17 protein-coding genes and 1 tRNA gene are annotated in these 19,152 nt (G+C 51.1%); 2 read left to right on the top strand and 16 right to left on the bottom strand.

Annotated elements, in window-relative coordinates; genetic code table 11:
* Positions 1 to 235: 235 nt before the first annotated feature.
* The 3 genes from ACX93W_RS11855 to ACX93W_RS11845 all read right to left on the bottom strand — a co-directional run bounded on the left by ACX93W_RS11855 (position 236) and on the right by ACX93W_RS11845 (position 4,537).
* Positions 236 to 2,311 (bottom strand): inorganic diphosphatase, encoded by a 2,076-nt coding sequence (locus ACX93W_RS11855; protein ID WP_459392580.1) that lies wholly within the window; start codon positions 2,309 to 2,311, stop codon positions 236 to 238.
* Between the two features lie 215 nt (positions 2,312 to 2,526).
* A complete protein-coding gene (murA, locus tag ACX93W_RS11850) occupies positions 2,527 to 3,819 on the bottom strand; it encodes a UDP-N-acetylglucosamine 1-carboxyvinyltransferase (RefSeq protein WP_459392579.1) in 1,293 nt (430 codons plus the stop codon).
* Positions 3,820 to 3,838: 19 nt separating this feature from the next.
* A complete protein-coding gene (locus ACX93W_RS11845; protein ID WP_459392578.1) occupies positions 3,839 to 4,537 on the bottom strand; it encodes an FHA domain-containing protein in 699 nt (232 codons plus the stop codon).
* A gap of 331 nt (positions 4,538 to 4,868) precedes the next feature.
* Here ACX93W_RS11845 and ACX93W_RS11840 point away from each other — a divergent pair, with 331 nt between their 5' ends.
* Positions 4,869 to 8,438: an S-layer homology domain-containing protein gene (locus ACX93W_RS11840; RefSeq protein WP_459392577.1), complete on the top strand. Its 3,570-nt coding sequence runs from the start codon at positions 4,869 to 4,871 to the stop codon at positions 8,436 to 8,438.
* A 389-nt stretch (positions 8,439 to 8,827) separates the two neighbouring features.
* Here the strand turns inward: ACX93W_RS11840 and ACX93W_RS11835 are convergent.
* From ACX93W_RS11835 to nrdR, 9 genes are all read right to left on the bottom strand, one after another.
* Positions 8,828 to 8,900: transfer RNA gene (locus tag ACX93W_RS11835), tRNA-Ala, on the bottom strand.
* 522 nt (positions 8,901 to 9,422) lie between these two features.
* A complete protein-coding gene (gene pstB / locus ACX93W_RS11830) occupies positions 9,423 to 10,238 on the bottom strand; it encodes a phosphate ABC transporter ATP-binding protein PstB (protein WP_459392576.1) in 816 nt (271 codons plus the stop codon).
* A gap of 77 nt (positions 10,239 to 10,315) precedes the next feature.
* A complete protein-coding gene (gene pstA, locus ACX93W_RS11825; protein WP_459392575.1) occupies positions 10,316 to 11,158 on the bottom strand; it encodes a phosphate ABC transporter permease PstA in 843 nt (280 codons plus the stop codon).
* Positions 11,159 to 12,061 carry a phosphate ABC transporter permease subunit PstC gene (gene pstC, locus ACX93W_RS11820; protein ID WP_459392574.1) on the bottom strand — a complete coding sequence of 301 codons (903 nt, stop codon included), beginning with the start codon at positions 12,059 to 12,061 and terminating at the stop codon, positions 11,159 to 11,161.
* Between the two features lie 105 nt (positions 12,062 to 12,166).
* Positions 12,167 to 13,084: a phosphate ABC transporter substrate-binding protein gene (locus ACX93W_RS11815; RefSeq protein ID WP_459392573.1), complete on the bottom strand. Its 918-nt coding sequence runs from the start codon at positions 13,082 to 13,084 to the stop codon at positions 12,167 to 12,169.
* Positions 13,085 to 13,347: 263 nt separating this feature from the next.
* Complete coding sequence (locus ACX93W_RS11810; RefSeq protein WP_459392572.1) at positions 13,348 to 13,701, bottom strand: winged helix-turn-helix transcriptional regulator; 354 nt, start codon at positions 13,699 to 13,701, stop codon at positions 13,348 to 13,350.
* Positions 13,702 to 13,735: 34 nt separating this feature from the next.
* Positions 13,736 to 14,302: a 6-phospho-3-hexuloisomerase gene (gene hxlB, locus ACX93W_RS11805; RefSeq protein ID WP_459392571.1), complete on the bottom strand. Its 567-nt coding sequence runs from the start codon at positions 14,300 to 14,302 to the stop codon at positions 13,736 to 13,738.
* 9 nt (positions 14,303 to 14,311) lie between these two features.
* Positions 14,312 to 14,944 carry a 3-hexulose-6-phosphate synthase gene (hxlA, locus tag ACX93W_RS11800; RefSeq protein ID WP_459392570.1) on the bottom strand — a complete coding sequence of 211 codons (633 nt, stop codon included), beginning with the start codon at positions 14,942 to 14,944 and terminating at the stop codon, positions 14,312 to 14,314.
* Positions 14,945 to 15,185: 241 nt separating this feature from the next.
* Positions 15,186 to 15,662 carry a transcriptional regulator NrdR gene (gene nrdR / locus ACX93W_RS11795; protein ID WP_459392569.1) on the bottom strand — a complete coding sequence of 159 codons (477 nt, stop codon included), beginning with the start codon at positions 15,660 to 15,662 and terminating at the stop codon, positions 15,186 to 15,188.
* A 108-nt stretch (positions 15,663 to 15,770) separates the two neighbouring features.
* Here nrdR and ACX93W_RS11790 point away from each other — a divergent pair, with 108 nt between their 5' ends.
* Positions 15,771 to 15,986 (top strand): alpha/beta-type small acid-soluble spore protein, encoded by a 216-nt coding sequence (locus ACX93W_RS11790; RefSeq protein ID WP_068681696.1) that lies wholly within the window; start codon positions 15,771 to 15,773, stop codon positions 15,984 to 15,986.
* A 146-nt stretch (positions 15,987 to 16,132) separates the two neighbouring features.
* Here the strand turns inward: ACX93W_RS11790 and ACX93W_RS11785 are convergent, their stop codons facing one another.
* The 4 genes from ACX93W_RS11785 to mutM form a co-directional block, all read right to left on the bottom strand.
* Positions 16,133 to 16,648: a lytic transglycosylase domain-containing protein gene (locus ACX93W_RS11785; protein ID WP_459392568.1), complete on the bottom strand. Its 516-nt coding sequence runs from the start codon at positions 16,646 to 16,648 to the stop codon at positions 16,133 to 16,135.
* A gap of 56 nt (positions 16,649 to 16,704) precedes the next feature.
* Positions 16,705 to 17,301: a dephospho-CoA kinase gene (gene coaE, locus ACX93W_RS11780; RefSeq protein WP_459392567.1), complete on the bottom strand. Its 597-nt coding sequence runs from the start codon at positions 17,299 to 17,301 to the stop codon at positions 16,705 to 16,707.
* 35 nt (positions 17,302 to 17,336) lie between these two features.
* The gene (locus ACX93W_RS11775) at positions 17,337 to 18,140 is read right to left on the bottom strand and encodes a manganese efflux pump (protein WP_459392566.1); all 804 of its coding nucleotides are present in this window, start codon (positions 18,138 to 18,140) and stop codon (positions 17,337 to 17,339) included.
* A 141-nt stretch (positions 18,141 to 18,281) separates the two neighbouring features.
* Positions 18,282 to 19,142, bottom strand: a complete 861-nt coding sequence (gene mutM / locus ACX93W_RS11770; RefSeq protein WP_459392565.1) for a DNA-formamidopyrimidine glycosylase — start codon at positions 19,140 to 19,142, stop codon at positions 18,282 to 18,284.
* Between the last annotated feature and the right edge of the window lie 10 nt (positions 19,143 to 19,152).

The following is a 19,152-nucleotide window of genomic DNA, read 5'->3' as shown; positions in this document are numbered from 1 at the left end:
TGCCTTTTATGTGATTTCTGTTCGTCAGACCGAGGGTTTGCCTCCCGCTTCCTTCAGATTCGGCCTCGCGGCAGACACCCTTGCCTTTAGCTAACAGTTCCTACTGCCAATCCTGTAGTGAACTTTCGCCATCGAGTTATCGCCCATGCAGGGCGCACTGCAAAAAACCGCAGCAGCACCTCCAGTTCCCGGAGCCGCTGCAGCGGTTTTGACCATTCCAATATGAGCTTCGCTCTTACTTATTGCTTAATAATTCGATTTGTCCCTTTGCTTCGTTCCATGTTGATTTTATGCCCAGTTGTTCAATCATAAAGCTGAGCGGCACATAGAAGGAGCCTTTTAAGATCTGCGGCGACTCATCCAGTTGGACTTCATTGGCTCCGTTTACGGCTGTTGGTTGGTTTTCAGACAAGGTATAATTCTTGCCGCCGTATTGAAGCGAAACGCTGCGCGTAGAACCATCCCATACGATCTTTGCTCCGATCAAGTCGGCTACTCGTCTGAGCGGAACCATGCTGCGATTGTTAAACTGGATACGCTCTACGCCTCCGATTACTTCCTCGCTTGTCACAGGCAAGTTCTTATAACGCTGAAGAGCGTTGTGCACTTCAGCCTGAGCTGCGCTCTGGTTATCGTAACCGTTGATTTCAACATATTTACGCTTGGAAGGCAGCATCTTATAGACCTTGAAAAACATTTCGATCTGCTCAGCCTGGATTGCAGGAAGATCCGAGATATCTTGAATATCGTCATAGGTTGGATCGATATCGCTCGTCGGAACAGCAATAACCTTGTCATCCAGTTCTCCGTCATCAATCATTTTGAGCAGGCCGATTGCGCGAACTTCCACCACGGTGCCGGGAACCAACGCCTGCCTTGTCAGCACGATCACATCAAGAGGGTCATTGTCGCCGCCTTTAGTTTGCGGAATCGAGCCATAGTTGCCAGGATAAGTAACCGCCATCGACTGGAATCGGTCTGCGACCAGTTGTCCGGTTTCACCGTCAATCTCATATTTGGTAAAACTTCCAGCCGGAATCTCGATCACGGCTTTGAATGTATCGCCTTTGTCGGTTTCTTGCGGGAAGTCAAAGAGATGAGTCCATGGGAATGTTGTTGGCTGTTCGCTTTTACGGTAGGTATCCACCGCTTTTTTCAGTTCTGTTTTAGTCGACTTTGCATCTGTATAACCGTTTAATTCTACAGTTTTGCGGCCTTCTGGCAGCTGTTTGTAAACCGCAAAAAACTTCTCAATCCGATCCGTTTCGATTTCCGGCAAATCCGTAATATCCGTGATTCCGTCGTACGTCGGATCAACTTTGGAAACCGGAACGGCAATGATCTTCTCATCGGCTTCACCGCCGTCGATCATTTGCAGTGTTCCGATGGGTCTGACATTGATAAGCGTCATTGGAGCCAGCGGTTCTCTAGTCAGAACAAGCACATCCAGCGGGTCGCCGTCGCCGCCAACTGTCTGGGGCAGGGAGCCATAATTCGCAGGGTATTTAACCGGCATGGACTGAAAACGATCCGCGATCAAATGCCCGGTGTCCGCATCGATTTCGTATTTTGTGAAGCTTCCAGCCGGAATTTCAATAAGTGCCGTCATCTCTTCAGGATAGTTATCCCCTTGTGGAAAATGGAATGGGTTGATATAAGGCACGAAACGCTGAACAGCATGTTCAGCTTTGTAAGCATCAATGGCTTTTTTCACAGCTTGCTTCGTTACGTCCGCCGTTTCAAATCCGTTCAGCTCTACGCTTTTGCGGCCTTCAGGCAGTTGTTTGTAAACGGCAAAAAACTTCTCGATGCGCTGCAGTTCAATCTTGGGCAGATCGTTCAAATCATTGACATTGTTATAAAAGGGATCAATGGAGGACGCTGGAACGGCAATAATCTTTTCGTCGGCTTCGCCGCCGTCAATCATGTTTAGAGTCCCGATCGGCCTGACGGTAATGACCGTTCCCGGTACAAGCGGTTCTCTGGTCATGACGATGACGTCGAGCGGGTCGCCGTCGCCGCCAATCGTTTGCGGAATCGAACCGTAATTACCTGGATATTGAACAGACATGGACTGAAAGCGGTCGGCGATAACATAACCGGTGTCGGCATCAATCTCATATTTGATCAAGCTGCCCTGCGGAATTTCGATGACAGCCTGAATTTCCTCGGGATAATTATCCGTTTGCGGCACATCGAACGGATGAATACGTTGTGCGCTGTCGCCGCTAAGCCCCTGACCGTTTGCGGCAGGTGACAGTAAGCCGACCACCACGGAGATGAGCAGAATAACGATTAGATTCCTTTTCATTTTGTTCCTCCTGATAAAATAGTATGTTTCCCAATGACATTATCAACGATAAATGTAAACGCTCTATAAAATCTGCATTAAATTCGCGTCAACTAACCTTACAATATATGCCATGCCACTTTGCAAACCATATCCCAAAACGGCAAAACGCCCATTTGGCTTCTGTAGAGAAGCGAAAGGGCGTTTTGATGGTTTGTTTTGTTGGTTTGTAGTACTTATCCTTCCATTAATATATGGCGGGATGCTTCATGCCTATCTATCTCCACCATCGAAAGCTTGGCTCCAATGGATTTGAAGCTGCCGATGATATCTTCGTAACCACGCTCGATATGCTGTATTCCCGTTATGCTTGTTCGGCCTTCAGCTGTCAGGCCCGCCATAATAAGACAGGTGCCTGCACGGACATCCGTCGCATGAACCCAGCCGCCTTGGAGCGGCCTGCCTCCGCTGATGAAGACACTTTCCTTCCTTAGTTCAATCTCCGCGCCGAGCCTCCTGAGCTGCGGCACATGGGCAAACCGCTTGGGATAAACACGGTCGGTCACAATACTTTTACCCCCGGCATGGAGAAGGAGGGCTGTCATCGGCTGCTGCAAGTCGGTAGCAAAGTCGGGGTACATGCCCGTACGAACCCGAGTGGCTCTCAGCCTCCCAGTGCCGTAGGCGGTGATATGATTATCCCCGCATTCCACCTGCAGCCCCACTTCTTCAAGTTTGGCAAGACAGGTCCCCAGATGCTCAGGGATGACATTCATGACCGTAACCTCCCCTCCGCGCAGCCCAGCAGCCATCAAGAACGCCCCGGCGATAAGCCGATCCGGAATGACGGAATGTGTGCCGCCATTCAAATAAGGAACACCTTCGATGCGAATGGAATCCGTTCCCGCTCCGAAGATTCGCGCTCCGAGACGATTCAGGAAGCTGGCCGTATCCACCACTTCCGGATCCATGGCGACATTGTACAGCCATGTGACCCCTCGAGCGCGCGCAGCAGCCAGCATGGCGTTGATCGTTGCGCCGGAAGTTACGGTGTCGAAATAGATGGTTGCTCCTCTCAGCTCTGCAGCCTCTACGATATAATAATCTTTAAAAAGCTGAATCTGAGCGCCGAGCGCCCGAAACACCTTCATATGCTGATCGATTGGTCTGTCATGAAAGTCGTCCCCTCCAGGAAAACCGATCGTGACTTTGCCGAACTTGGCCAGCAACGCACCAACAAAATAATACGACGCCCGGTAGTTGGAAGCCTTGCCAGGGTCTATCGTGGCGCTGTGAATCCAGCGCGGATCAATGATAATCTGCCCGTTCTCCTGTCTTAGCTCCATGCCGATATCCCGACTTATGCCCCCAATGACACGGAAATCCTCGATTGACGGAATGCCGTCCAGCTTGACGATATCGTCCGCCAGACAAGCCGCTGCCAGAATGGCCAGGGAGCTATTCTTGGCTCCCGGTATATGAACGGTCCCGTTCAACGGACCGGATAATTCGGTTTGAATGATTTTCATAATGATATTCCCGCCTTTGTCAGGACGATTTCAATTCGGATTCCAGCACGTAGCCGCTTCCTCGCACAGCACTAATCATAAACGTATCTTTTCCATATTTTTTCCTTAATCGGTACACTAAAGCATTTAATTCATCGAGCGACACATTCGGGATTCCTGCTTCTTCCGCCGCTCTTTCCGGCCATACGCTGGATTTGATGACATCGAGCGGCACGAGCCGATTTGCATTTTCGTGAAGGAGGCGAATCAGCAAATATTCTTTCTCTGACATCGGAATCCGTCTGCCATCCACTATGCATTCCCGTTTCTCCCAATGAACAGAAAACGTCGGCTCTATGGCCTGCAGTCGTTTTGTGATGCTAAGCGGCTCGATATCCAGCGTCTGATCTGCGTGTAAATAAGAAAAGTGGAGAACGGTCATCCCTTTTGCAAGTTTAATAATATCAAAACTGTTGAGCACATAAGGCTGATTCGGCTTTACCCGCTCGCCGTTAATTTCCGTCCCGTGCAAGCTTCCGAGATCGTACAGCACCGCTTTTTCCTGCTCCTTGCGAATGACGAAATGCTGCCGGGATATAAAAGCGTTCGTAAACGCCACATCCGGCGTCAACTGATGGGAAACTCGTCCGAAGAATGTCTCTTCCTCATTCAGATTGACACAGGTGCCTGATGGAAAAGGCTCGCCGCGAATGACGTATAGGCATGCAAAATTGTCCATGTTTGTCCACTCCGTTCGAAGTGCCTAACGGCCACAGATAATAGAGTCATCACTCTGCTATAGATCGTAACTCATTGCAAGGAAGAAGAAAAGCGCCTCTCGCTGACGGAGCACTGATAATTCAATGACAGGCGTGGTCAATAAATCGCTGTTGTGTGGATTAAAACATGATTATTTCCAAAAATTTCTCAGTGTAATCGTTTCCATTCTAATCTATTCCATTTCATAATATATATAGTTGGACAGATTGTCATTTTGACAATCTGTCCAACTACGATACGGGTACAAGCCTTAGGTGCACCGGATCGAAAAATAAGGAGGATTTTCATTTATGCCAAAACGATTTAGCAGAATGCTCGTGTTCCTCTGTTGTCTGGTAATGGCGGCGCCGCTAATGCCTGCCAGCTATGCCGCCGGCACTGATAACACCGAGATTGCAGAAACGAATGAAACACCAACCGCCATTTTTGGAACTCCCGAGCTCGGCTCAAACGACCCCCTCTGGGGCCAGACAATGGAGCATCTCATCGACAAAAGCACTGTGCCCGCCGACCCTAGACCCCATGCCACGGGAACAGCCAGAATCCTTTGGGACCATAACTACCTGTATGCCCGCGTAGTTGTGAATGACAGTAATCTATATCAGGGAACTGGCGGAAATCACCAGTACGACAGCCTGGAGTTTTATGTCGGCACCGGAACCGGGGGTTCAAACCAATGGCGCGTTAGCGCGACGGGCGTGTTTTCAGGGCAGACCGCTCCGGGCAGAGCCGCATGGACCCAGATCACGGAAACAGGATATATCGTGGAGATGAGAATACCCAAAAGAACCTTGACCTTGGAGGAGGGGAAGTTTACCTTTGAGGTTTATATCAATAACTCGACGGAAAATGGCGGTGACCGCTATGAAGTCGTTTCCTCCTTCGGAGATCCGGACGCAGGTTATAGCAGCGCTGCTTCATTTACAGACAGCCTGCAGCTCTCTTTAGCCAATGAAGCAGACGCCAGATTCTCAATTACCGCCACTGCAGGACCTGGCGGCCAAATATCGCCGAACCCGCCCGGCGATGTTCTTAGAGTAGACAGGGGGTCTAACAAACAATTTTCGTTCACTCCCGATCACGGCAAAATTGTGGATACTGTAACGGTGGACGGCGACACCGTAACTCTGTCTGCCGGCACTTATACCTTTTGGAATATTGAGGCCGACCATAACATTCACGCGACATTCAAAAACGATCCGGACGCGGGGCTGCTCCCCTTTATCGTATGGAACGATAACTTTGCCAGCGGCGAGTACACGACGGCTGTCATCCTCGACTTGGGCGAGGGGAAGGCGGCGTTAGGCTCGGAGCTTAATCCGGGCTTGTTTACCTTATCGGCCAGGAACACAACCCTCAATGGCGAAGCGGTGACCTTTGAAGGGACGCGCAAGATTACAAGGGTATACGCCAATGACGAACCAAAGGTACGCGGCTATCTGGGGACGGTAAGCAATTCACCGGATTATCAAGACGGCCTTGAAAGCGGCCGTTACATCGTCGTTGAGTCTGAGTTTTATTCAGCAAGCGGCGGCAATACAACGTTGGATGGCAGCAGCAACTCGACAAAGCAGGTTTACTCCATCGTCCAAAACGGCGAGATCATACTGACAGAAGGGAGTCCGCTTCGCAACCTTGTTTTTGAACAGGAAAAAGTTGTAAATCCGATCCTTGACAAGTTTACAACACCTACGGGTAATTCAGTCAATCGTGCGCTCTACCTTCACAAGGATGAAAACGGAGAAGTGGTGAAAGGTTTGCCGCTCTATGTCTATACCCACGGCATGTCAAGGGGCGGCACAAGCGCTGCGACAGACCAAAAAGCGGCCATGAAATCCGCCAACGGTTCGGTCGCTCTGATGAAGAAAATGGAAGAAAACCCTGGTAGATACGCCAGCCATATACTGAATATTTCCTATAATGGCACGTCTACTCCCTCCACAGACAATGTTAAAAAGGTTATAAACGACCTGATAGCCAGCGGCGAAGTTAACCCCAATCGTATATACGCGGCGGGCTTCTCATGGGGCGGCCAATATACGAACACCTTAGTTAACGCCTACCCCGGCTTCTTCGCAGCCGCCGCACCCATGGCCCCGGTAAGCGGCTCGCCCAACGCGAATACCAACGACCTTCATGCAAATCTGGCCTATTGGATGTTTATAAATGCTCATAACGTTGGCATATACCAGACTAACCTTGCTACCTTCATAAACACCAATATGCCCAAAATGATCAACGCGAGGGCTTCGCGCTTTGAGAGCAATGAGGCTCTTACGTGGCCATACAATCAATTTGATCAGCCGAATCAAAGGCCGAATCTGGCCAACACACCTGTCCTGGCCGATTATATAGCGCACGAAGTTGAAGCGGCGGTGCTTTACAACCAGATAACTATGGGGACCTGGAGCATAGCTCCCACGGCGCAGTCCTCTAGCTTGCCGGCTTGGGACAATGACTACACTGATGTTTTTGATTGGATGTTCGCGCAGCGAAAACCCGATGTGCCAGGTGCTCCGGGCGGCTTCAAGGCAACGGCGGGCAACGGACAGGTCAAACTAAGCTGGACGGCTCCGGCTGACGATGGCGGCAGCGCGATAGCGGGCTACAAGGTCTGGCATAGCAACGGGACGCCCGTCGCATTGGATTCGGCAGCAACCGAATATACCTTCACGGGCCTGACAAACGGCCAAGGCTACACCTTCAACATCGTTGCGGTGAACGCGAAGGGCGACAGCGCGGAGATGAGTGCGACGGCGACACCAACGACGCCTCCTCCTTCTGGCGGCTACACCGGCAATACGGGCAATACAAGCACCGGGACAGACGCTGGATCGTCGAAGTCGACCTACACCGTGACTACGCCGAAGGATAAGCCTGCGCTCACAGACAAAAACGGCCACACCACCCTGCCCGGCGGCGGCGAGATTGCGACCAAGAGCGGGACAAAGATTAAGGTGCCCGAAGGCACAACGATAGACTCAAAGGGTAAGGTGACCATTCCGGCGGACAGGAGCGCCAAAGCGATACTGCCTGACGGCAACAGCACAGTATTCATTCCGGGCGGCTCGACGATAGCGGGTGACGGTACGATCACAGTAGGCGGCGGAGGCGCACATGTAAACCTGACGAACGATAACCAGGTGGAAATCCATGGCGGATCGAAGATACGGAGCGATGGCGCGGTTGTGGTAGGACCAGGCGGCGCGAGAGTCGGCTTAGACAACGGCTTGTCGCTGAACATCCGCGAGGGTACGGAGCTTGCGCTCGATAACGACACCCCGCTGGGCTTCCTCGTGATGTCGGGCAATCCTTTCAAGGATGTCGGCATGGACGGCTGGTTCTACACCTACGTAAACCTCGCCTACACATACGGTCTTTTCAACGGCACGACATCCACGACGTTCTCGCCGGACGGCTCAATGACGCGCGCGATGTTCGTCCAGGTACTGGCCAATCTTGAGGACGTAAACCTCTCCGGCTACAGTGGTTCCCGCTTTAGCGACGTGACGGACGGACAATGGTACACGGCGGCAATACAGTGGGCGGCTGAAAAAGGGATAGTCAACGGTATAAAAGCAGACCTGTTTGACCCCAATTCACCGATGACTCGCGAGCAGATGCTGGTGATACTGTTCAACTACATGAAGTACAAGGGCTATGAGATACCTGATAGCCGCTCTGAATCCTTCGCGGACGAGAGCGAGATCAGCCCGTGGGCGCTTGAGGCCGTTCAGGCACTGTCGGACATCGGCATTGTATTAGGCAAGACGGACAATCTCTTTGCTCCCAAAACCACTGCCACCCGCGCCGAAGCAGCCGCCATTTTTGTAAGGTTCGTCAAATATCTGGCTGAGTAAAAGCGCATACAGAAAAATGCATCACGTAATTGATAGCGCTCCTCTTTTTATGTCTAGGGATTTTCTAGCATAAGCTTGCCTATTCAACATGGGATGTCCGAAAACTGATGCCCTGTGCTAATAGGAGAACAAGCAGGGATCTCAAAAACTTGCTTGCTATCTCGAAGATGAGAGCCTAGGGGCATGTCCGAATCCTGATCATAGGCTGACGAAGCCGACTCGACGAGGACTTTTAGCGGTAGATTCAGACGCCGTGCTCGTACGTTTGATGCTGTTTCTTCGTAGCATCCCAACCACTTCCTCCGCGCGGACTGAACCCCGGGGTTCGCCCACTGAGCAATCCATACAAAAAAACGCCATCACGTAATGTGATGGCGTTCCTTTTTGTATGGAGCCTAGGGGGATCGAACCCCTGACCTCATCGCTGCCAGCGATGCGCTCTCCCAGCTGAGCTAAGGCCCCGTAGTAATTTTTCCAACAGAAATAATATATCACGCATGAGCTAGCTATGTCAACGGATTTGCCAATGTTTTTTGCCGAATTTTCCATAGGGTAACACCCTGTATATCCTCCGCAAATACGAATAATTCCACCGCGCTTTCTACACTTCCTCCCCATAGCCAAACAGCCCTCACGCCTTTCTTGGGCGCAGGGCTAAGGCTATTGCCATTGTGTAAGCGCGAGTCTTGCACAAGACGCAAGTCGCGCATGCTTTTGATAAATCCTTACGGACATTTATGTCCATTAGCGGCTGTTTTTGCTCATTTTTGATTTGTAATGGACATGGGTGACCATTACAGTCATTTTTGAGGTGGAAAATGAGCCATTTGGCGTTCTAGCGGCCATCCATGACCGTTAGAATTAGTTTACACACCATTTTGTGCGTCTAAAAGACATTGATGTCCATTAGACCTCATTCCCCGCTTACTTAGCCAAGTTTACTAGCAAGCTTACCTTGCCGGCCGCACACTCTCCGAATCCGGATCAACCAAACTTGCCCGTAATGTAATCCTCGGTTTGTTTGTGGGTCGGGTTGGTGAAGATTTTGCTGGTGACGTCGGTTTCGACGATTTTGCCGTTCAGGAAAAACGATGTGATGTCGGAAATACGAGCAGCCTGCTGCATGTTGTGCGTTACGATAACGATTGTGTAGGACTGCTTCAGCTCGTTGACCAGTTCCTCCACTTTCAATGTGGCAAGCGGGTCAAGCGCCGATGTTGGTTCGTCCATCAGCACGATTTCCGGTTCAACGGCAAGAACGCGCGCGATGCACAAACGCTGCTGCTGGCCGCCGGACAATCCCATCGCGGAGGAATGCAAACGATCTTTAACTTCTTCCCACAGTGCCGCTTGCTTCAAGCTGCGCTCTACGATTTCGGTCAGCTGGCTTTTTTTCTTGATGCCGTGAGCTCTTGGGCCGTAAGCGATGTTGTCAAAAATGCTCATCGGGAACGGGTTCGGCTTCTGGAATACCATGCCGACTTTTTTGCGCAGCTCAACAACGTTGACGGCTTTGTCGTAAATATTTTCGCCGCCAATACGCACCTCGCCTTTGATGTTAACGCCTTTAACAAGGTCGTTCATGCGGTTGAGCGTACGCAGGAATGTCGATTTGCCGCAGCCGGATGGGCCGATCAGCGCTGTAATTTGCTTTTGCGAAATATCCAGATTGATGCCGTGCAGGGCTTGAAAGTCGCCGTAAAACAAGTCCAATGTTTTGGCTTGGATTTGAAATTGCTGATCTGCTGACGACGGAGCCGCCTGCGATGGGGATGTTTGTTTAACTTCGGTTGTAGCCATGGGATCAATCCCTTTCTATCGTATATAGGAATCTTGCATCATTTGTTGTGCTCGGAAGGTTGGCCGCAAGCCAGGTTTTACGAAAAACGCTTGATCAGTCTGCGGAAGAACCAGCTTGCCGTCAGGTTGATGATGAGGATTAGCACGATCAATACCGCCGCTGTGCCGAAGGCAACGTCCATTGCTCCCGTTTCCATAGCCACCATGTACAAATGGAGCGAAAGCGTCCGGCTGCCGTCCATTAGCGATTGCGGGATAAGCAGCGTGCCGCCCAAGGTAAGCAGGAATGCCGCCGTTTCTCCGACAACCCGGCCGATGGAAAGGATGATGCCGGTAATGATGCCGGGCATAGCAGTCGGCAGAATCAAACCTTTGATCGTCTGCCATTTGGTCGTGCCAAGCGCCAAGCTTCCTTCGCGAAGGGAATCCGGCACTGCCTTAAGCGCTTCTTCCGCCGTCCGGACAATGGTTGGAAGAACCATCGTTACGCCCGTCAGCGCGGCCGAAAGAATCGACCATCCGCCCGTGACCGGCTTAAGCAATATAACGAAAAACGCAAAGCCGAACAAACCGAATACGATAGAAGGAATGCCCGCCAACGCTTCCGTTGCAAAACGGATCATCGATGTGATTTTGCCGCGCGACGTATATTCATTCAGATAGATAGCCGCGCCGACACCAATCGGCGTAGCAATAATCATAGTAGTCACAACCAGGTATACCGTACCGACAATAGCCGGATAGATACCGCCCTCGGAGCCCATTTTTCTAGGCTTCGTGGTTAAAAATTCCCAACTGATCATATGAAGGCCTTGGCTGACAATATAACCGATGATGTAAATGAGGATACAAACCGTCAGCAGACCAAGGACGCTGAGACACGCAAAGGCGATTTTTTGATTACGGGCAACGTTGTTCATTTATTTCCTCCCCTTGCGACGAACCAGCAAAGTAGTTAATGAGTTCAGCACAATGATAAAGACGAACAATACAATACCCGTTGCAAACAATGCCTGCTGATGCTCCGGTCCTGCATAACCCATCTCAAGCGCGATATTGGCGGTCAAGGATCGTGCCGGTGCGAACAGACCCGTCCAATCAAAAGCCGGAACAAGCGGCGTATTGCCAATTACCATAATAACGGCCATCGTTTCGCCAAGCGCTCTGCCTATACCCAGAATGATCGCAGTAATGATGCCCGATTTGGCAGCGGGAACTAACACTTTATAAATCGTTTGCCAATGGGATACCCCCAGGGCAAGAGAACCTTCCTTGTATTCGCGCGGCACTGCCTTCAGCGCGTCAAGGGATATATTGATAATGGTGGGTAGAATCATGATCGCCAGAATAATGCCTGCCGTCAGAACGGAATATCCCGTCTGGTAGTTAGCGGGCAAATAAGACGCGAGCGGACCTCGCTCAAGCTCTGCAATAATACTTCGCACGGCAAACATGCCGAACAAGCCATATACAACGGACGGGATGCCGGCAAGCAATTCAACAGCCGGAACAATCACCCGCGCAATTCGTTTATTCGCGATTTCAACCAGATAAACCGCAACGCCCAGCCCCATCGGAGCGCCGATAACAATTGCGATAAAGGTAACGTAAATCGTTCCGACAATCATCGGCCAGATGCCGTATACTTGACCGGAAGGGTTCCATACGGGACCAAACAACACATCGGTTATACCATATTTGAAAAAGATGGGCATTCCTTCGATAAAGACAAAAACACCGATCAACAACACGCTAAAAACGGCTGTAAACGCGGTAATGAACAAGAAGATCTTCACGATTTTTTCTTCCAGAATCCGGTTCAACTTTATCCCCCCATAACATAACGGCCTGTGGCGACTGCTTTTTTATACATGGCTGGAGGATAGCCCGTGAATCGGCTATCCTCGCCATTCTTCAATTGCAGTGCTCTATTCAACCGTAACGTAACCGTGATCTGCTACAACTGCTTGACCTTCTGGGCTCAGCACGTAGTCGATAAATGCTTGAGTGATCGCAGTTGGGTCAGAGGACTCATTCACCAGGAAGTTGAACGGTCTGGAAATTGGGTACGCATGTGCTTTGATGTTTTCTTCAGTTGGTTCTACGCTGTTAATGTTAAGAGCTTTAACGGAATCGTTCAGACCGCCGAAGGAGATGTAACCAATTGCGTTAACGTCTTGGCTAACAGCTTCGCGCACAGCGCCTGTGGAGTTTTGAATGATTGCTTCTGCTACGAACTCGTCTTCGCCAAGCACCAGCTCTTTGAAAGCGTCGCGAGTACCGGAACCATCTTCACGGTTTACAACAACGATGTTGGAGTCGCTGCCGCCAACGTCTTTCCAGTTCTTGATTTTGCCGCTGAAGATTTCTTTAACTTGCTCAGTTGTCAGGTCAGCCGCAGCGTTGTCTTTGTTAACAACAACAGCGATACCGTCGATTGCGATAACAACAGGCTTGATGCCAGTTTCATCGGATTTCAGTGCACGGGAAGCCATACCTACGTCTGCTGTGCCGGATTGAGCAGCTTTAACGCCTGCGCCGGAACCGCCGCCTGCTACTTCAATACGAGCGTCTTTGTTTACTTCCATGTAGGAAGTGCCGAGCTCTTCTGCCAAAGGCTGAACGGAAGTGGAACCTGCAAGAGTAACTGTGCCGCTTACGGATGGTTCTGTAGATTCTGTTGGAGCTTCTGATGGTGTGCTTGTTGCTGCATTTGTTGGAGAGCTGGAAGCACCTTGTCCATTATTGCCGCCGTTGTTGCCGCCACAGCCTGCCAGCACAAGTGCAAAAGCCATGACTGTAAGAATTACCCCCGAATAAAGCTTCTTGCCAACTAATCTTTTCATGATTTCATTCCTCCACCTTGTTTTTGAACCCATAACGAATTATAGACCCGTTTTTTTAAGCGGATATATGCAAAGTGTTAATTCCATGTAAAATAAAATGAAATGTGTAAACAAAAAAGCCGCCGCGGTTACATACCGCAGCAGCCTTTGTCAGTCCGCCTATGTTGTCTGTCATCGTAAACGTTTCATGGAGCAGGCGCAAGCCGGCCCCTCTCTTCTCCCGTCGCGCCGCAAGCGCAACGTTTGGACCAGCGCCTGTCGGCTTACTTCCAGACAACGTCTTCGCCGTACCGTTTTCCCCAATCATACATGAGACGCAGAACCGGCATCAGCGTGCTTCCATAGTCGCTTAAGGAATATTCCACCCGCGGCGGCACCTCGGCATACACCTTGCGCTCCACCAGCAAATCCTCCTCCAGCTCCCGAAGCTGATTGGTCAGCATCTTCTGGGTGATGTGGGGAATCATCTTTTTCAGCTCGCTGAAGCGTTTGGTTCCTTCAAGCCCCAGATGCCATAAAATAATCAGCTTCCACTTGCCTCCGATAACGGCAAGCGTCAGTTCCTTCTCGCAATTGATTTCCTTCAGGTTAATCCGGGCTTTCAGCTGTTGAGCCATGTTGTTCATCCCCTCCCCCATCAGTATACATGGTTTATTCCAGGTTGGCGTGTTTTCCGAACATGTTTTCCGAATCCTGGCCCGTTAGTTCCATCAGCTTTAACACAATCGCATCATAAAATAGCAACAGGCCTTGCTCGAACAGCGACGCCATCGGCTGAATGCTGCCCCGTTGTCCATTATGCTGCTCCTTGGTTGCGCCGGGCAATACAACGGTAATATCCGCAAATTTCCCCAGCGTCGATTCCGGTTTAATTGTTACAACAGCTACTTGCGCGCCTGCCTGCCGGGCTTTCTGAGCCATGGACACCAGACTTCCGGTTTCCCCGGAGCCGGAACCCAGCACCAGCCAGTCACCTTCGCCGATGCCCGGAGTTACCGTCTCGCCAACGACATATGAGCGAACTCCCAAATGCATCAGCCGCATGGCAAATGCTTTGCCCATTAAGCCCGAGCGTCCCGCTCCTCCGACAAAAACGGATGATGCGCCTGACAAGCCCGAAGCCAAGCGGTCGCCTGCTTCCGTTCCCGCTTCAGAGATAGCTGCGCCCGACTGCTGCAATTCCTCTATAATATGGTCAAAATAATTCTCCGTTTTCATCGTCTTGTCTTAACGCTGAGCGATCAGCTCTTGCATTTTGGATGCCGTCTGCGCCATATCCGCTGCGCCGGTAATGCCGCCGCCTACAATAACAAGATCAGGAGCTGCTTTGATCGCTTCAGGCAGCGTGTCCAGCTTGATGCCGCCGGCAACAGCCGTTTTTGCATTTTTCACGACCGATTTGATGACCGCAAGATCCTGGAAAGAGTTAATGCCTTCCGCTTGATGATCATATCCGGAGTGCACGCAAATATAGTCTACCCCAAGCGCATCGATTTCGGCTGCGCGAGCGGCGATATCTTTTACATTAATCATATCCACCATCACTTGCTTGCCTTGACGGCGCGCTTCCTCGACTGCTCCGCTAATCGTGGAGTCTGCCGAAACGCCCAATACGGTAATAATATCGGCGCCCGCTTCCGATGCTTTCAATACCTCATAACCGCCGGCATCCATAACCTTCAAATCCGCCAAAACCGTCATGCTCGGGAAAGCTTCTTTAAGCGCCTTAACCGCATGCAGTCCTTCATTAATAACAATCGGCGTGCCGATTTCTACAATATCTACAAACGGCTCAACCGTCTTAACAACCTCAAGCGCTCCCGGAATATCCACCAAGTCCAATGCCAATTGCAATTTCATATTGATCTCTCCCTTTGTCTTCAATGATCGTGCCTAAGCACAAAAAACGTTGCTCCCTCATTGTAGGGGCAGAGGATCAATACCGGAAGTACGCACTTTAAAGTGGTGTAGTTACCTCCAGGATACTATTGCGCAGCTGCCTGCCTGGAGGATCGGTTTAGGGTGTATTGATGTTCCGCCACATATACAGCAAGCCCGCTGCCAATAAATCGGCAAACGGGCTTGTTTATGCTAATCTCGGTTATTCCCGGTCCATTCCGTTCGCGGGATGTTTCAACAAACTGTTCAATTCCTTCATAAACATATCGATATCCTTGAATTGACGGTAGACGGAGGCAAATCGGACATAAGCGACCTCATCAACGGGATAAAGCTGCTTCATCACGATATTGCCGATTTCGCTGCTGTCCACCTCGGCCAAGGCGGTCGTGCGCAGCTCCTTCTCCACCTCGGAAACAATCACTTCCAGTCGCTCCACAGGCACGGGACGTTTCTCGCAAGCCCGGATTAAGCCGCGCAAAATTTTGTCGCGGCTAAACTCCTCGCGACTTCCGTCCTTTTTGATCACGATCAATGGCGTTTCCTCAATCATCTCAAAAGTCGTAAACCGCCTACTGCATTTTTCGCATTCTCTGCGGCGTCGTATGGACTTGTTTTCGTTGGCGGGCCTGGAGTCAAGCACCTTTGTTCCGGAGTAGTCGCAATATGGACATTTCATAAGTAAAAAACGTCCTCCCTTTCTCATAATAATTGCCAGCTGTTTCCTGACATGAACTTTGAAAATACGCACATAATATAGTTACCAACCGCAAGGAGGTGAACATCAATGAGCTCATCCCGCAGCAGCAACCAACTGGTAGTGCCGCAAGCGACTGCCGCTTTGGATCAACTGAAATATGAGGTTGCCCAAGAACTTGGCATCGCAATTCCGCAAGACGGGTACTATGGCAACTTTACGACCAGAGACGCAGGCTCCATCGGGGGTTTTATTACTCGCCGCCTGGTACAAATCGCTGAACAATCTCTGGCCGGCCAAAAATAATGATTCATTAAGCTTGTATGGATAACAGATGCTTTGGAGAGCTTGTCCTTAAAAAAGACAAGCTCTTCGAAGCATCCTTCATGTCCGATCGTTATTCCGGCTGCCTGATGCCCATGCATTTTGCTGCAAGCATGAGGGTTTGCAACCTAGAAGCCGGGGTACAATTCTTTATATTTATTATAATAATAAACGACCTTTTGTACATAACGGCGTGTTTCGCCAAAAGGTATATCGTCGACGGAGTCCAATTCTCCGTCCCATCTGTCCTCATCCAGCCATTTGCGAACATTGCCAGGCCCCGCATTATAAGCGGCAACCGCAGCGATTACGTTGTGGCCGAACTGCTCCTTGAGCGAATTCAGATACCAGGATCCCATTTCAATGCTGACATCGGCGCGATGCTTCAGGATCTCTTCATCTACAGCTTCAAAACCAGCCTTTTCCACTACCCAATCCGCAGTCGTAGGCATCAGCTGCATCAGACCCAACGCGCCTTTATGCGACTCCCGGCCTGTCTCGAAATTGGACTCGGCACGGATAATCGCAGCCACCAGATGTGGCTCCAGCCCGTAATTGGAGGCGCTTGCCCTAATATCGTCCTGATAATGAATAGGATAAATCCATTTGCCAACCATATCGCTTTTAAAAAATAGGAAACCCACTAAGACTATAACCGCCAACAGAAAAAAACGCCTTCTCGGTTTCGCTCTTTTTCGCTTCATAAATGTACCTGGTTCTCCATAAATAATTGCACTTGCCGTGCCGTTTCCTCAAGCGTTCCGCTGTTGTCAATGATCCAGCTGCCGCGCTGCCGCTTCTCTTCCATATCCATTTGAAGCCCGATTCGCCTTCTGGCTTCTTCTTCTTCCATGCCGTTTCGCTTCATTAACCGGGACAGCTGCACCTCAAAAGGAACGTAAACAACAAGCACGCCTTCATACAAATGCTCTTGCTTTGTTTCAAACAGGAGCGGAATGTCCGCTACGATAAGAGCTTTAGGTTCCTCTCCTTCATAGAAACGAATCTTCTCCCACATACGCTTCCTTATGGCGGGATGAGTAATGGACTCAAGCTGCTCCAGCTTTCCGGCATCCCTAAAAACGATCTCGCCTAATGCCTTGCGGTCCAGTGTGCCGTCTTCCAACAGTATAGCTTGTCCAAAGCAGGAGGCGATTGCCTCTAGCGCAGGTTCCCCCGGCCGGACAATCTCTCTTGCGACCGCATCGGCATCAACCAGTTTGGCGCCCCGCTCCGTAAGCATTTCTGCTACCGTGCTTTTACCGCTGGCGATGCCCCCGGTCAATCCTATGATCATGTCCTCACCTCAGCTTTTTATACATGTTTACGTTTCTACAGCATTTTCATGATTCCCATCATGATGAGAAGTATCCCCGGAAGCACGGACAAGGCGTGCCTGCTGCGTCTGGCGGCAAAACGAAGGCCGACATACGTGCCGCTAACGAGAAAAAAAGCGCTTGAGACGGCAATAACAACCGCCGTCAACAAAGCCGGCAATCCCAATAGCGCTGCGCCAAGCCCTGCTCCAAATGCGTCGATGGACAATGCAACGCCCAGCATAACGGCCTCCGAAGCCGAGATGCTACCGGAACGGTCCACATCCGCCACCTGCGGCTTGCGCAAAATTTGAATGACCAGCCCCAGACGTTTCAGTTCAACCTTCATCACCTGCATAGGCGCGGAAAACGCTCCTTCGGCTGTATTGGCTGAACCAGCTCCGGCCTCAGTTACTGCTCCAGCCGCTGTTTTTGTCCCAGGCTCGGTTCCTGCTCCAGCCGAAGCTGTAGCCCCAGACTCGGTTGCAGCTTTAGCCTCAACATTTGTTCCATCCGCCGTTGCAGCTGCCGCGCCTTCATCATTCCCCTTATTAAGGCCAAGTTGAATGAGCGCCCAGCAGCCGATGCCGATCAGAATTGCGGCGCCGATAAATTTTGCAGCTGTTTCGGACAGAAAGCCGCCCAGCCAGCCTCCCGCTTGCATCGAAAGCCAAATAACAAGTCCCGAGCAGCAGGCAATAATAAAAATCGATAAAAAAGGAATCCGGATTTTGCGCAGGCCATACGTTACGCCAACTCCAAAACCGTCCAGGCTGACCGCAAATGCCAACAGGATCAAGGACAGCAGATGTGCAATCAATTCCAAGCCTCCCCGCAGAGTCGAATCCGTACCAGCGCACGTTGCAACACAACGCAAACGCTATGGACGTTCGCCCATACTTCATGACATCATCATATGCGGGAAAATCTCGGCGGTGCACATCCAGACTGCGCTTGCCGGCTACTTTGCGGCTTTAACGATTTTGCGGCCCGCCTTCAGCGATTGGCAGGCCGGGCAGAAATGAGTGCCTCTGCCTCCCACTACCGTTTTGTGAATGGCCCCTCCGCAGGAAGGGCAAGGCTCGTTCTTCCGACCGTACACCAGCAGCTGATGCTGGAACATGCCCATCTCGCCTTGTCCGTTAACGTAGGACTTGATGGAGGAGCCGCCTGCGTCAACCGCCTTCTGCAGCGTGGAGACAATGGCTTCATGCAATCGGCTCCACTCCGGCCCCGTCAAGCTTTCCGGCGCCCGCTCCGGATGGATTCTCGCCTGGAACAAGGCTTCATCCACGTATATGTTGCCAAGGCCCACGATATGCTCCTGGTTCAGGAGAAGCGGCTTGATGCGGGTCGTCCGGCGCTCCAGGCGGCTTCGCAGCTCCTTCAGCGTAAAGCTTTCTTCCAGAGGCTCCAGTCCCAGCTTGGCCAGCGGCGGCTGAATAAACTCGTCGCCCGGCGCAAACAAATGCATCGTGCCAAACTGTCTGACATCCTTGTATCTCAAATCGGTGCCGTCTTCAAAATGGAACAATACATGCGTATGGAGCTCCACCGGTTCATCGGAACGGAATACGCCGTAACGTCCCTCCATGCGCAGATGCGAAACCAGCACCAGACCATCCAGCACGATCCGCAAAAACTTGCCCCGGCGCTCCACCGTCTGAATGGTGTGTCCGGCCAATGCATCGGCAAACTGAGCCGGATCAGCCGGTTTTTGAATAATGCGCGGCAGCCGGACCGTCACGGAAGCGATTTTTTTCCCGGCTACCAGTTCAATCAACGTTCGTCTAACCGTCTCTACCTCCGGCAGTTCAGGCATATCTCTTCAC

This window comes from Paenibacillus sp. CAU 1782, from assembly GCF_054551715.1.
The sequence above is the reverse complement of the archived record's forward strand: the minus strand, read 5'-3'. Positions and strand labels throughout refer to the sequence as shown.

What these genes read in the sequence shown, in the direction of transcription:
- ACX93W_RS11855 (WP_459392580.1), bottom strand. Translation starts at nt 2,311, where the DNA reads ATGAAAAGGAATCTAATCGTTATTCTGCTCATCTCCGTGGTGGTCGGC.
- ACX93W_RS11815 (WP_459392573.1), bottom strand. Translation starts at nt 13,084, where the DNA reads ATGAAAAGATTAGTTGGCAAGAAGCTTTATTCGGGGGTAATTCTTACA.
- ACX93W_RS11845 (WP_459392578.1), bottom strand. Translation starts at nt 4,537, where the DNA reads ATGGACAATTTTGCATGCCTATACGTCATTCGCGGCGAGCCTTTTCCA.
- nrdR (WP_459392569.1), bottom strand. Translation starts at nt 15,662, where the DNA reads ATGAAATGTCCATATTGCGACTACTCCGGAACAAAGGTGCTTGACTCC.
- pstA (WP_459392575.1), bottom strand. Translation starts at nt 11,158, where the DNA reads ATGAACAACGTTGCCCGTAATCAAAAAATCGCCTTTGCGTGTCTCAGC.
- pstB (WP_459392576.1), bottom strand. Translation starts at nt 10,238, where the DNA reads ATGGCTACAACCGAAGTTAAACAAACATCCCCATCGCAGGCGGCTCCG.
- coaE (WP_459392567.1), bottom strand. Translation starts at nt 17,301, where the DNA reads ATGATCATAGGATTGACCGGGGGCATCGCCAGCGGTAAAAGCACGGTA.
- murA (WP_459392579.1), bottom strand. Translation starts at nt 3,819, where the DNA reads ATGAAAATCATTCAAACCGAATTATCCGGTCCGTTGAACGGGACCGTT.
- ACX93W_RS11810 (WP_459392572.1), bottom strand. Translation starts at nt 13,701, where the DNA reads ATGGCTCAACAGCTGAAAGCCCGGATTAACCTGAAGGAAATCAATTGC.
- ACX93W_RS11790 (WP_068681696.1), top strand. Translation starts at nt 15,771, where the DNA reads ATGAGCTCATCCCGCAGCAGCAACCAACTGGTAGTGCCGCAAGCGACT.
- hxlA (WP_459392570.1), bottom strand. Translation starts at nt 14,944, where the DNA reads ATGAAATTGCAATTGGCATTGGACTTGGTGGATATTCCGGGAGCGCTT.
- hxlB (WP_459392571.1), bottom strand. Translation starts at nt 14,302, where the DNA reads ATGAAAACGGAGAATTATTTTGACCATATTATAGAGGAATTGCAGCAG.
- ACX93W_RS11840 (WP_459392577.1), top strand. Translation starts at nt 4,869, where the DNA reads ATGCCAAAACGATTTAGCAGAATGCTCGTGTTCCTCTGTTGTCTGGTA.
- mutM (WP_459392565.1), bottom strand. Translation starts at nt 19,142, where the DNA reads ATGCCTGAACTGCCGGAGGTAGAGACGGTTAGACGAACGTTGATTGAA.